Origin of the sequence: Roseateles sp., assembly GCF_047654785.1 — a bacterium.
Lineage (GTDB): Bacteria > Pseudomonadota > Gammaproteobacteria > Burkholderiales > Burkholderiaceae_C > Pelomonas.
Genome location: NZ_JASGKQ010000003.1, coordinates 2,075,195 through 2,087,063 on the forward strand (window position 1 = coordinate 2,075,195; position 11,869 = coordinate 2,087,063).

Below are 11,869 nucleotides of genomic sequence, written 5' to 3' on the forward strand. Positions count from 1 at the left end.
CGTACCCCACCGTAACCGCCCGCGGCCGAGTGGGTCGGCTGGCTATCATCGGCACGCCACAACTTCACGAGCCGCCAACATGAGTGCCAGAACCGTCTATTTCGTCTCTGACGGCACCGGCATCACCGCCGAGACCTTCGGCAACTCCATCCTGGCGCAGTTCTCGCTGAAGGCCCGCCACGTGCGCCGGCCCTTCGTGGATTCGGCCGAGAAGGCCCAGGCCGTGGTCAACGAGATCAACGAAACCGCCGTGAGCGAAGGCCAGCGCCCCATCGTCTTCGCCACGCTGGTGGACCGCGACGTGCTCAAGATCGTCCGCGAGCGCTGCCAGGGCCGCGTGATGGACATGTTCGGCACCTTCATCGAGCCGCTCGAGGAGGAGTTCGGCATCACGAGCAACCACCGCGTCGGCCGCTTCTCCGACGTGGCCGAGAGCCAGGAGTACCACGACCGCATCGAGGCCATCAATTTCTCGCTGGCCCACGACGACGGCCAGTCGGCCCGCAACCTGGACGTGGCCGACGTGATCCTGCTGGGCGTGTCGCGCTCGGGCAAGACGCCCACGTCGCTCTACCTGGCCATGCAGCACGGCATCAAGGCCGCCAACTACCCGCTGATCCCCGAGGACTTCGAGCGCCGCAAGCTGCCGCCGGCGCTGGTGCCGCACCGGCGCAAGTGCTTCGGCCTGACCATCGACCCGGAGCGGCTGGCCTCCATCCGCAACGAGCGCCGCCCGGGCAGCAAGTACGCCGACCCGCTGAATTGCCGCTACGAGGTCAACGAGGCCGAGGCCATGATGAAGCGCGAGGGCATCTCCTGGCTGTCGTCCACGCACAAGTCCATCGAAGAGATCGCGACGACCATCCTGCGCGACATCCGGCCCGACCGCCTGATGTACTGATGCCCGCGCCGGCCCTCGCGCTCGTCCTCGCGGCCGCCCTGCTCCACGCGCTCTGGAACCTGGCCGCCAAGCGGTGGGGCGGCGGGCCGCATTTCGTGCTGGCCTGCTCGCTGGGCGTGGCGCTGCTGTGGCTGCCGGCGGCGCTGTGGGTCGGCGTGCCGGAGCTGCCGCGCTGGAGCGGCCTGGCCTGGGCCGTCGTCGGTGCCAGCGCGGCGGTCCACCTGCTGTACTTCAACTGCCTGCTGGCCGGCTACCGCGCCAGCGACCTGACCGTGGTCTACCCGGTGGCGCGCGGCAGCGGGCCGCTGCTGTCGTCGCTGGCCGCCGTGGCGCTGCTGGGCGAGCACCTGGGCGCGCTCGGCGCGCTGGGGCTGGCCGGCGTGGTGGGCGGCATCCTGCTCATCACGATGGGGCCGCGCGGCGCCACGGGCGACCCCGACGCCGCGCTGCGCCGCCGGCGCGGCCTGTACTGGGGCGCGGCCACGGGCGCGCTGATCGCCGGCTACACGCTGCTGGACGGCTACGCGGTCAAGGTGCTGGCCGTGTCGCCGCTGATGACCGAGTACTTCGGCAACGTGCTGCGCATCCCGCTGCAGCTGCCGGTGGCGCTGCGCGACCCGCAGGGCTTCCTGCCCGAACTGCGCCGCACCTGGAAGGGCGTGCTGGCCGTCGCCGGCCTCGGGCCGCTGGCCTACATCCTGGTGCTGCTGGCCATGCGCGAGGCGCCGCTGTCGCGGGTGGCCCCGGCGCGCGAGGTGTCCATGCTGTTCGCCGCGCTGCTCGGCGGGCAGTTGCTCGGCGAGGGCGAGCGCGGCTGGCGGCTGGCAGGCGCGGCGCTGATCGGCGCCGGGGTCGTCGCGCTGGCGATCTGATCAAGGGATCCGGTAGAACGGGTTCGGCAGCAAGAACGCCTTCTCGGCGTAGCCGCCGGAGAGGTCGCTGGGCTGGTCGCCCACGGTCGCCAGGATCTGGTAGCCCTGCATGACGATGCGGGCGCGCTCGGCGGCCTTGAAGCTGGCGGCCGAATGGGCGCCGTGCGCGCCGTCCGGGCGCAGCACCACGCCGGCCCAGCCATCGTAGCCGGCGGCACGCAGGTTGGCCTCGGTGCCGGCGCGCTCGGCCTCCTTGCGGCCGGTGATGAAGAACACCGCCACGCCGGCGGCCCGCGCGGCCCGGTAAAGCTTCAGCGTCGCGGCGATGGCCGGCGCGCGGCCCTGCGCCTCCCAGGCCAGCGCGCCGCAGGCGGTGCCGGGTGCGCTGCCGCAGTCGCCGTGGACGATGTAGCCGAAGTCGTTCTGCGCCATCTGGCCCCAGTTATCCAGCGAGGTCTCGTCGATGTCGAGCACCAGCGCCGGCCTGGCCACCTGGCCGGCGCGCGCCAGCACGTAGGCGGTGGCGGCCTCGGCGACCGCGGCCTGGTCGCGCGCGTAGCCGCCGCCGTCGCGGTAGGCGCTGAACTGGGCCTTCAGCTCGCCGAGGTTGGCCGCCGGCCGCAGGCCGGTCTCGGCGGCGGGCCAGGGCGTGCCGGCCACCGGCGCACTGCACGAGCCGGGCGCGAAGGTCTCGTTGAGCAGCCGGGCCAGGCGCAGGCCGCCCAGCGCCAGCTGCTGGTCCAGCACCGGCAGCACGGCGGCGTAGTAGGCGTCGTCGATGCGGCCGTCGGCGGGGATGAGCTGGTCGTTCCAGACCAGCTCGCCCACCGCGTGCGACTGCAGCGCCCAGTCGGCGGGCTGGTCGCCGCCGCTCTTCAGGTCGAAGTCCTGCGTGGCCAGCAGCGTCTGCTCCAGGCGGTCGACGTAGGCGCCCCAGGCCCAGACGGCGCGGCGGATCAGGCCCGCGTCCCACAGCGAATGCAGGTTGCCGCTCTCCAGCGCGCAGGCGCCCTTGCAGGTCTGCCCGTGCAGGCTGCCATGGACCTTGAAGCCGTTGCCGCCTTCGAGGTCGCCGGTGGCGTGCAGCGGCTGGTGCAGGTCGCCGACGAAGTGGACGACGTAGCGCAGCGCCTCGCGCCGGGCCTCCTCGGTCGGCCCGCAGCGCAGGGCCTGCTGCGCGCGGCCCAGCGCGGCCACGACGCAATCGCCCTTGGCGGACGGCGCGCAGTGGGCCTGCGCGTCGTAGGCCCGCGCGCCGCGCGGCAGGTTGACGAAGTGCAGGTTGAAGTCGCCCGGGCGCTGGCCGCGCACGTCGTCGGCCCAGCTGGCCACCGAGGCCAGGCTGGCGCCGCCCTGCAGCTGCGCGACGCCGGCCGCCGCGGCGGGCGTGAGCCGGCGCTGCGCGATCTCGGCGACGATGGCATGGCCCTCCTGCCCCCAGGCCTGGCAGGCGACGGGCACGAGAGCCAGCGCGGCGGCGGCCGCAGCGGCGAGGTGGCGGAACACGGGGAAGCGGGAAACAGGCATGGCGGCGGGTCCGGTGGAAAGGACCGGAGTTTGCGCCGAACTCTGCCCGGCATCAGCCCGACAGCAGCCCACCGTACAGCGCGACATAGCGCCGCGCCGCGTCGTCCCAGCCGAAGCGCTGGCGCATCGCGGTGGCGCGCACCGCGGCCCAGTCCTCGGGGCGCTGCCACAGCGCAAACGCGCGGCGCAGCGCGCGGCGGCAGGCGTCGGCGTCGAAGCCGTCGAAGGCGAAGCCGGTGGCGGTGCCCGCGGCGAGGTCTTCGAGCGTGCAGTCCACCACCGTGTCCGCCAGGCCGCCGACGCGGTGTACCAGCGGCAGCGCGCCGTAGCGCAGGCCGTAGAGCTGCGTCAGGCCGCAGGGCTCGAAGCGGCTGGGCACCAGCACCACGTCGCTGCCGGCGACGATGCGGTGGGCCAGGCCCTCGTCCATGCCGGTGCGGCGGGCGACCTGGCGGGGATGCCGCGCGGCGGCGGCGGCGAAGGCCTCGTCCAGCCGCGCGTCGCCGCTGCCGAGCACGACGAGCTGGCCGCCGCCGGCCAGCAGGTCGGGCAGCACCTGCAGCACCAGCGGCAGGCCCTTCTGCTCGGTCAGCCGGCTGACGATGCCGAACAGCGGCGCGCCGGCCGCCACGTCCAGCCCGCAGTCGCGCTGCAGCGCGGCCTTGCAGGCGGCCTTGCCGGCGGGGCGGTCGGCGTCGTAGGCCTGGGCGATGCCGCGGTCGTGCGCGGGCGACCAGACGGCGTAGTCCACGCCGTTCAGGATGCCGTGCAGCACGTCGGCGCGGCGGCGCAGCAGGCCGTCCAGGCCGCAGCCCTGCTCGGGGGTCCGGATCTCCCGCGCGTAGCTGGGGCTGACGGTGGTGATCGCGTCGGCGAAGTGCAGCCCGGCCTTCATGAAGCTGACCTGGCCGTGGAACTCGACGCCTTCCATCGCATAGTGGTGGGCGGGCAGGCCCAGGTCGCCGAAGTGGCCGGCCGGAAACAGCCCCTGGTAGGCGAGGTTGTGGATGGTGAAGACCGTGCGCGCCGCGGTGCGGCGGCGCGCGCGGCTGGCGGCGACGTGGGCGCAGGCCAGGCCCGCGTGCCAGTCGTGCGCGTGGACGACGTCGGGCCGCCAGGCGGCGTCCGCGCCCTCGGCCAGGCGCGCGGCGGCCAGGCCCAGCAGCGCGAAGCGGCGGTGGTTGTCGGCATAGGCCACGCCGTCCGCGTCGCCGTAGGGGTTGCCGGCGCGGTCGAACAGGCCGGGCGCGTCCAGCACGTAGACGGGCATGCCGAAGCCCGGCAGCCGGCCGCGCAGCAGCGTCGCCCGGCCCTCGCTCCACGGCAGCGCGACCGGCGCGACGGTGCCCTCCGGCGCCAGCGCGGCCTGGATGGCCGGGAAGCCCGGCAGCAGCAGGCGCGGCTCGGCGCCGGCCGCGGCGAGCGCGGCGGGCAGCGCGCCGGCCACGTCGGCCAGGCCGCCGGTCTTCAGCAGCGGGTACAGCTCCGCGCTGACTTGCAGGACGCGCGCCGTCACAGCCTGGCGAGCATCTGCTTGGTGATCAGCACGACGCCGTTCTCGGTGCGCTCGAAGCGGGCCGCGTCCAGCGCGGCGTCCTCGCCGACGACCAGGCCGTCCGGGATGTCGCAGGCGCGGTCGATGATGACCTTGGTGAGCCGGCAGTTGCGGCCCACGCTGACGCCCGGCAGCAGCACGCTCTGGTGGATGTTGCAGAACGAGCGGATGCGCACGTTGTTGAACAGCACCGACTGCACGACGTGCGAGCCCGACACGATGCAGCCGGCGCTGACGATGGTGTTCACCGTCATGCCGTGCATGCCGTTGTGGTCGGGGATGAACTTGGCCGGCGGCAGCTGGCGCTGGTAGGTCCAGATCGGCCAGTCGGTATCGTAGATGTCGAGCTCGGGGCTGATCGAGGCGAGGTCGAGGTTGGCGGCCCAGAAGGCGTCCAGCGTGCCCACGTCGCGCCAGTAGGGCGGCGCGCCGTTGGGGTTCAGGATGCAGCTCATGCCGAACGGGTGGGCGACGGCGCGCTGCTCGGCCACGGTCTTGGGGATCACGTCCTTGCCGAAGTCGTGGCTGGAGTCGGGGTCGGCCAGGTCTTCCGCGAGCAGGCGGTAGAGGTAGTCGGCGTTGAAGATGTAGATGCCCATGCTGGCCAGGCAGGTGTCCTCGCGGCCGGGGATGCCGGGCGGGTCGGCGGGCTTTTCCTTGAAGGCGGTGATGCGCCGCTCGCCGTCCACGGCCATCACGCCGAAGGCGCTGGCCTCGCTGCGCGGCACCTCGATGCAGCCCACCGTGCAGCCGGCGCCGTTCTTGGCGACGTTCTCGGCGTGGTCCATCAGCATGGCCGAGTAGTCCATCTTGTAGATGTGGTCACCGGCCAGCACGACGATGTACTCGGCCTCGGTGCTCTGGATGATGTCCAGGTTCTGGTAGACGGCGTCGGCCGTGCCGCGGTACCAGCTTTCCTCGTCGACGCGCTGCTGGGCGGGCATCAGGTCCACGGTCTCGTTCAGCTCGGCGCGCAGGAAGCTCCAGCCGCGCTGGATGTGGCGCAGCAGCGAATGACTCTTGTACTGGGTGACGACGCCGATGCGGCGGATGCCGCTGTTGACGCAGTTGCTGAGCGCGAAGTCGATGATGCGGAACTTGCCGCCGAAGTAGACCGCCGGCTTGGCGCGGGCGTCGGTGAGCTGCTTGAGCCGCGAGCCGCGGCCGCCGGCCAGCACCAGGGCGATGGCGCGCCGCGCGAGTTGATGGGGGGACGTGACGGACGGGGGCATGGCTGACGGGTCTCCGCGGAGGGGGCTGCGAACAGGCCCCAGTTTGGGGCCAGTCCGGGGCCGCGCCGCAGCGGGCTTCCCCTCGGTTGCCGCCGGAATCAGTCCGCGTCCGCCGGGGTGGTGGGCAGTTGGCGGTGGGCCAGGTCCCAGCGCGCATGCAGCGCGGTGACGGTGAAGGGGTCGTGCGCCAGCAGCGTGGTCAGCCGCGCCAGCGGGTGCAGCGCATGGCTCAGGCAGTGCTGGCGCCACGCGGGCGGCAGCGCCAGGTCGGCGGCCGTCTGCAGCAGCAGGCGGTACATGCGCTGCTCGGCCTCCAGCTCGGGCAGGAAGCCGTGCCGCACCAGCGCCCGGCCGACGCCGACGTAGCAGCCGATGCTGCAGGGCCGGCTCGGGTGGTAGGCCAGCCGCACGCCCAGCGCCATGCGCTGCCAGCGCTGCAGCGCGTGCCCGGCGGCGGGGTGCGGCACCGTCATGCGGCTTCCGCGCCCGCGGCCTGCGCCAGCGCGCGCTCGAAGGCGCTGCGGCTGGGCGTCTCGACGAACAGGCAGCGCTTGCCGTGGCGCTTGCAGTGGTCCTTCACGCGCCAGTAGGCGTCGTGGCTGATGCAGCCGGTCTGGCAGATGACCAGGTCGGCCGCGGCGAGCTGCGGCTCCAGCTGCGCCGGCTTGTGCTCGCTGCCGCCGTCGTGGTGCAGGAACTGCGCGCCGCAGCCCTCCACCGCCTGGCGGTACTGCGGCACGCTGCCGCCGCGCCCGCCCACGCACAGGATGACGCGGTGCTCCAGCCGCGCCGGATCGGCGGGCGGCGGCGGTTCGTCCGCGGCGGCCGGCACGGGCGCCGGCAGCGCCTCGGCGGCGGCCTCCGGCACGGCGCGCGAGGCCAGCCGGTTGATCTCGCGCTGCAGCGCCTGGTTGCGCTCCAGCTGCTCGGCCAGCCGCTCGCGCAGCTGCTCGCGCTCCGGCAGGTCGGGCCGCGCGGCCTGCCAGTGGGCGAGCTGCTCCTGGGCCTGCGCGAGCTGTGTCTGCAGGCCGATCTGCGCGGCGCGCAGCTGCACCCGCTCCTGCTCCCAGGCCTGCTGCTCGCGGGCGCGCTCCAGGCTCCAGGCGGTCACGCGCTGCTGCACGTCGGCGTACTCGCGGGCCAGCGCCTGGTGCTCGGCCGCCAGCTCGCGGTGGCGCACCATGTCCACCCGCTGCGCCGCACCCACCTGGTGCTGCAGCATGTGGACCTGGCCCAGCACGCGCATCTCCAGCCACTCGTCGCAGCGCGCATGCGTCAGCGTGGCCCACAGCGCCCCGGCGATCTCGCCCTGCGCCGCGCGGCCGCGCCACCAGGCCATCAGGCTGTCGCGGCACTTGGCCTGCGCGGCCTGGCGCACCTCCAGCGCGAAGCGCTGCTCCAGGTCCTTCTGCAGCGCCTCGGCCACCGCGTTGCGGCGCGCGGCGGCGGTGACGAGGCTGCAGTGCAGCGTGTAGTCGTCCTCGTCGCCCTGCAGCACCAGCAGCTTCCTGGCGAGCACGCGCACGCGCTCCAGCGGCACGCAGACGCCGACGACGGGGCAGTGCGCATGGCTGCCCAGCTCCCAGAGCCGGCGGCGGCGCGAACCGGTGAGGACGGGCATGGCGGTATGGGCCGCGCAGCAGGATTCAGCCATTCGAGACCTCCGGGACGGGATGGGCGGGGATGGGGGGCGCCGCCTCCAGGCGGCGCGCGGCCAGCGCCCAGGCGCCGTCGGGCGTGGGCAGCGCCTGCAGGCGCAGGCCGAACAGGGTTTCCAGCGCCGGCAGCGCGGCCGCGCCGGCGGGCAGGTCGGCCGTCGCCTGGCCGTGCTTCACCAGCACCAGGCGGTCGAAGCCGTTGAGCGCCTGCTGGATGTCGTGCAGCACGGCCACCAGCGCATGGCCGCGCTCGCGGCAGAAGCGGGCCAGCGTGTCCAGCAGCTCCAGCTGCAGGCCGGGGTCCAGCGAGGCCAGCGGCTCGTCCACCAGCAGCAGGCCGGCCTCGACGTCGGCCAGTTGCGCCAGCACGCGCGCCAGCTGCACGCGCGCCTGCTCGCCGCCGGAGAGCCGGTCGTAGCGCCGCCCCTGCAGGTGGCTGGCGGCGGCCCAGGCCAGCGCCTGGCGCACCCAGCGGTCGGCGCCGTCGCCGGCCCAGCGGCCCAGGCCGACGACCAGTTCCACCGGCAGCCCGAACGCCACCTGGTGCGACTGCGGCAGCACCGCGCGGCGGCGCGCGCGCGGGCGCGGGTCCATCGCGGCGATGGGCTGGCCGTCCAGCAGCACGCGGCCGGCCGTCGGCGCCAGGTCGCCGCACATCAGCTTCAGCAGCGTGGACTTGCCGGCGCCGCTGGGGCCCAGCAGCGCGACGCGCTCGCCCAGGTCCACGCCGAGGTCGAAGGGGCCGAACACCTGGCCGTGGCGGGCCAGCGTGGCGGCGTCGAGCTGCAGCAGGCGGGGCATGCTCACCAGCCCCCGCCGATCTCGCGCTGTGCGCGCTTGAGCAGCACGAACAGCACCGGCGCGCCGAACAGCGCGGTCAGGATGCCCACCGGCAGCTCCGCCGGCACGACCAGCGTGCGCGCGGCCGTGTCCGCCAGCAGCAGCAGCACCGCGCCGAACCAGGCCGCCAGCGGCAGCACGCGGCGGGCGTCCGCGCCGACCAGGCCGCGCGCCGCGTGCGGCGCCAGCAGGCCGACGAAACCGATCATGCCGCACCAGGCCACCGCCAGGCCGCTGAGCAGCGCCAGCGCCAGCACCAGCGCGCGGCGCAGCCGCACCACCGGCACGCCGACCTGGGCCGCCACCGTCTCGCCCAGCGCCAGCGCATTGAGGCCCTGGCCCCAGCGGCGCGACATCGCCAGCGCCCCCGCCACCGCCGCGCCCAGCACCGCCACCACCGGCCAGCCGGCCAGCGCCAGCGAGCCGAGCTGCCAGAACGTCAGGGTGCGCAGCTGCTCGTCGGTCGCCACGTAGGTGCACAGGCCCACGACGGCCATGGCCAGCGCGTTCAGCGCCAGCCCCGCCAGCAGCAGGCCGGCCACCGCGCCCGGCACCAGCAGCCGTGCCACGCCCTGCAGCAGCGCGCACATCGCCCAGGCGCCCGCCAGCGCCGCCACCGGCACCGCGAACGGCCGCCACGCGGGCGGCAGGCCGCCGGCCCAGGCGGACAGCACGGTCAGCATCAGCGCCACCGCGCAGATCGCGCCGCTGGGGATGCCCAGCAGCGTGGGCTCGGCCAGCGGGTTGCGGAACACGCCTTGCGATAGCGCGCCCGCCAGGCCCAGCGCCGCGCCGACGACGACGGCGAACGCGACCCGCGGCAGCCGCAGCTGCGCCAGCACCAGCGCGCCCTGGGTGGGCTCGCCGTCCAGCAGCGCCCGCCAGTCCGCCCAGCCGAGCGACAGCGCGCCGCTGTTGGCGGCCACGACGACCGCGGCGGCCAGCGCCGCGAAGGCCAGCGGCCACCCCGGCAGCGCGGGCCAGCGCATCAGCGGGCGGTCAAGCGGCGCGTCCATGCAGCCGGATCGTCAGCTCGGCCACGGCCTGCGGCAGGCGCGGCGTGAAGCCGAGCAGCAGCAGCGCGTCCATGCTGGCCACGCGGCGCGCGCGGCCGGCGGGCGTCAGCGCGAGGCCGGGGCCCTTGAGCAGGCCGTCCGCGCCGCCCTGCGCGGCCAGGCCCTGGTCGGTGCACAGGATGACGTCGGGCGCGGCCTGCAGCGCGGCCTCGGCCGTCAGCGGCTTGTAGCCCTGCACGCCAGCCATCGCGTTGCGCGCGCCGGCCAGCTGCAGCATCGCGTCGGCGGCGGTGCCCTCGCCCGCCACGCGCAGCTGGCCGGCGGCATGGGCCAGCACGAACAGCACGCGCGGCGCGCTGCCGGCCGGCGGCCGGGGCCGCGCGGCCCAGTCCTGCTGCATGCGGGCGACGAGCTGCTGCGCCTCGCGCTCGCGGCCGCACAGCTGGCCGATGCGCCGGGTGCGCTCGACGATGCCGTCGAAGCGGTGCTGGTCGTCCAGCACCTCGACGCGCACGCCGGCCTGCTTCAGCTGCGCCAGCACATGCGGCGGGCCGGCCTCGCCGCTGGCCAGCAGCAGCTGCGGCGCCAGCGCCAGCACGCCTTCGGCGGACAGCGTGCGGGCATAGCCCACCTGCGGCAGCCGGGTGGCGTCCGCGGGGAACAGCGACGTGGTGTCCACGCCGACGAGCTGGCCCTGCGCGCCGAGCGCGTAGACGGTCTCGGTGACCGCGCCGCCGATGCTGACCAGGCGCGGCGCCGCCTGCGCGCGCGCGGCCGCCGGCAGCAGCGCCAGCGCGAGGCAGTGGCGGCGCTGCAGCATCAGGCGGCGCATGCGGCGCCCTCCTCGGTCCAGGCGGGGTCGTCCACCAGCGCGTCCAGCTGCTGGCGCCAGGCGCAGCGCTCGGGCTGGCCGGGCTTGCGCTGGCCGAAGAACTGGGCGATCAGCTCGCCGTCGGCCGCGTACAGCTCCAGCGAGCTGACCAGGCCGTCCACGGTCGGCTTGCGCACGGCCCAGGCTTCGACGATGGCGTCCTCGCGCAGGTGCAGGTTGAAGCGCGGGTCCAGCACGTTCAGCCACGGGCCCATCAGCGCCACGCGCTTGATGGGCCCGCCGTGGATCTGGATCACGCCGGGGTTGCCGACGAACACCATGATGGGCGTGCCGTTGGCGGCCGCGCCTTCGAGCAGCACGCGGGCGGCGTGGTTGTCCACGCGCTGCGCGAACTGCGGCGCGGCCAGGTGCATCGCGGTGCGGCGGGTCAGGCCGTGGCGGCGCAGCAGGCCGAAGAAGTCGTGGGTGTCGCGCATCGCGGCCCAGCCGGCGCGGAAGGCGTCGGCGTCCACCTCGGGCGCGTCGGTGGCGGCCGGCGGCACCTCGGCCGACCACTGCGGCGCGGGCGCCTGCGGGTCGATCCAGTCGGCGCGCAGCGCCTGCCAGGCCGCCATCTGCGTGGCCGGGCGGGTGAAGATCTTGTGGACGGCCACGCCGCGCGCGTCGAAGAACTGCAGGCTCTGCTGCTCGCCCTGGGCCGTCGCCTCGCGCACCGCGTAGCCGTGCGCCCAGTGGCTGTAGAACAGGCGCAGGTCGATCTCGTCGCCCAGCGCCATGCCCATCTCGCGGCCCGGCGCGCCCTGGGCGCTGAGGTTCTCGTACACGCCGGTGCGCTCGTGGACGCAGTGCGGGTTGCGCGTCAGCGCCATCAGCTCGCCGGCGCGGCTGAGCTCGGACAGCAGGCGCGGGAAGTCGCGGCGCAGGCGCTGCGCCTGCAGGCCGCCGCCGTCGGGGCGGGGCGCGTCGACGTGGGCGTCGATCAGCATGCCCTCGGTGACGCCGAGGGACTCGGCGATGTCGCGGTGGCGGGTCGCGCCGGCGGCGCGGGCGTCACGGTAGGCCTGGCAGAGATCCATCGGCGGGCTCCTTGGGTGCAAAGCGGGGGAATCGGAAGGATGGGCACGGCGCCGCGGCGCCGCGCGGCTCATTTGGTCAGGATCAGCTTGCCCTGCGCCGTGAGCCGCAGGCGGTAGACCTGCTCGTGGTGGTGGATCAGCAGCTCGCTGCCATGGCCCAGCAGCGTGGCGCTGTCGATGCTGCGCCGGCCCGGCGGCACGGGCGTGGCGGCGGCATGTGCGACGGCCGGGCGGCGGTCCGGCGGCGGCGCGGTCTTGGGCGGGCGGGTGTCACCAAACATGCTCGCCACTGTAATGAGAATCATTCTCGATTGCAAGCCCGGCGATGCCCCTACCCATGCGCCCGGCCGGGCGCGCCAA

General features: G+C 74.8%; 12 protein-coding genes. 2 read left to right on the top strand and 10 right to left on the bottom strand.

Features of this window, described 5'->3' with window-relative positions:
- Positions 1-79: 79 nt before the first annotated feature.
- The gene (locus QM788_RS18580) at positions 80-901 is read left to right on the top strand and encodes a pyruvate, water dikinase regulatory protein (protein WP_415662928.1); all 822 of its coding nucleotides are present in this window, start codon (positions 80-82) and stop codon (positions 899-901) included.
- Positions 901-1,773, top strand: a complete 873-nt coding sequence (locus tag QM788_RS18585) for an EamA family transporter (protein ID WP_415662929.1) — start codon at positions 901-903, stop codon at positions 1,771-1,773. The genes QM788_RS18580 and QM788_RS18585 overlap by 1 nt, the downstream gene beginning before the upstream one ends.
- Here QM788_RS18585 and QM788_RS18590 read toward each other — a convergent pair whose 3' ends face one another.
- From QM788_RS18590 to hemP, 10 genes are all read right to left on the bottom strand, one after another.
- Positions 1,774-3,300, bottom strand: coding sequence for a S1/P1 nuclease (locus QM788_RS18590; RefSeq protein ID WP_415662930.1), 1,527 nt, complete (start codon positions 3,298-3,300; stop codon positions 1,774-1,776).
- 52 nt (positions 3,301-3,352) lie between these two features.
- The gene (gene glgA, locus QM788_RS18595) at positions 3,353-4,816 is read right to left on the bottom strand and encodes a glycogen synthase GlgA (protein WP_415662931.1); all 1,464 of its coding nucleotides are present in this window, start codon (positions 4,814-4,816) and stop codon (positions 3,353-3,355) included.
- On the bottom strand, positions 4,813-6,087 hold the full coding sequence (gene glgC, locus QM788_RS18600; protein ID WP_415662932.1) for a glucose-1-phosphate adenylyltransferase: 1,275 nt from the start codon (positions 6,085-6,087) through the stop codon (positions 4,813-4,815). The genes glgA and glgC overlap by 4 nt, the downstream gene beginning before the upstream one ends.
- A 98-nt stretch (positions 6,088-6,185) precedes the next feature.
- Positions 6,186-6,560 carry a hypothetical protein gene (locus QM788_RS18605; protein WP_415662933.1) on the bottom strand — a complete coding sequence of 125 codons (375 nt, stop codon included), beginning with the start codon at positions 6,558-6,560 and terminating at the stop codon, positions 6,186-6,188.
- Positions 6,557-7,708, bottom strand: coding sequence for a DUF2325 domain-containing protein (locus tag QM788_RS18610; protein ID WP_415662934.1), 1,152 nt, complete (start codon positions 7,706-7,708; stop codon positions 6,557-6,559). Before QM788_RS18610 ends, QM788_RS18605 begins: the two co-directional genes overlap by 4 nt.
- A 25-nt stretch (positions 7,709-7,733) precedes the next feature.
- Complete coding sequence (locus QM788_RS18615; RefSeq protein ID WP_415663010.1) at positions 7,734-8,546, bottom strand: ABC transporter ATP-binding protein; 813 nt, start codon at positions 8,544-8,546, stop codon at positions 7,734-7,736.
- A gap of 2 nt (positions 8,547-8,548) precedes the next feature.
- A complete protein-coding gene (locus tag QM788_RS18620; RefSeq protein ID WP_415662935.1) occupies positions 8,549-9,601 on the bottom strand; it encodes a FecCD family ABC transporter permease in 1,053 nt (350 codons plus the stop codon).
- The gene (locus tag QM788_RS18625) at positions 9,585-10,433 is read right to left on the bottom strand and encodes a heme/hemin ABC transporter substrate-binding protein (protein ID WP_415662936.1); all 849 of its coding nucleotides are present in this window, start codon (positions 10,431-10,433) and stop codon (positions 9,585-9,587) included. The genes QM788_RS18620 and QM788_RS18625 overlap by 17 nt, the downstream gene beginning before the upstream one ends.
- Complete coding sequence (locus tag QM788_RS18630) at positions 10,421-11,509, bottom strand: hemin-degrading factor (RefSeq protein WP_415662937.1); 1,089 nt, start codon at positions 11,507-11,509, stop codon at positions 10,421-10,423. The genes QM788_RS18625 and QM788_RS18630 overlap by 13 nt, the downstream gene beginning before the upstream one ends.
- A gap of 68 nt (positions 11,510-11,577) precedes the next feature.
- Positions 11,578-11,790, bottom strand: a complete 213-nt coding sequence (gene hemP, locus QM788_RS18635; RefSeq protein ID WP_415662938.1) for a hemin uptake protein HemP — start codon at positions 11,788-11,790, stop codon at positions 11,578-11,580.
- Positions 11,791-11,869 lie beyond the last annotated feature (79 nt).

Bases quoted from the DNA above. Each gene is read 5' to 3' on its own strand.
- QM788_RS18615 (WP_415663010.1), bottom strand. From the start codon at position 8,546: ATGCCCCGCCTGCTGCAGCTCGACGCCGCCACGCTGGCCCGCCACGGC.
- QM788_RS18580 (WP_415662928.1), top strand. From the start codon at position 80: ATGAGTGCCAGAACCGTCTATTTCGTCTCTGACGGCACCGGCATCACC.
- QM788_RS18590 (WP_415662930.1), bottom strand. From the start codon at position 3,300: ATGCCTGTTTCCCGCTTCCCCGTGTTCCGCCACCTCGCCGCTGCGGCC.
- QM788_RS18625 (WP_415662936.1), bottom strand. From the start codon at position 10,433: ATGCGCCGCCTGATGCTGCAGCGCCGCCACTGCCTCGCGCTGGCGCTG.
- QM788_RS18605 (WP_415662933.1), bottom strand. From the start codon at position 6,560: ATGACGGTGCCGCACCCCGCCGCCGGGCACGCGCTGCAGCGCTGGCAG.
- QM788_RS18630 (WP_415662937.1), bottom strand. From the start codon at position 11,509: ATGGATCTCTGCCAGGCCTACCGTGACGCCCGCGCCGCCGGCGCGACC.
- glgC (WP_415662932.1), bottom strand. From the start codon at position 6,087: ATGCCCCCGTCCGTCACGTCCCCCCATCAACTCGCGCGGCGCGCCATC.
- QM788_RS18620 (WP_415662935.1), bottom strand. From the start codon at position 9,601: ATGGACGCGCCGCTTGACCGCCCGCTGATGCGCTGGCCCGCGCTGCCG.
- hemP (WP_415662938.1), bottom strand. From the start codon at position 11,790: ATGTTTGGTGACACCCGCCCGCCCAAGACCGCGCCGCCGCCGGACCGC.
- QM788_RS18610 (WP_415662934.1), bottom strand. From the start codon at position 7,708: ATGCCCGTCCTCACCGGTTCGCGCCGCCGCCGGCTCTGGGAGCTGGGC.
- QM788_RS18585 (WP_415662929.1), top strand. From the start codon at position 901: ATGCCCGCGCCGGCCCTCGCGCTCGTCCTCGCGGCCGCCCTGCTCCAC.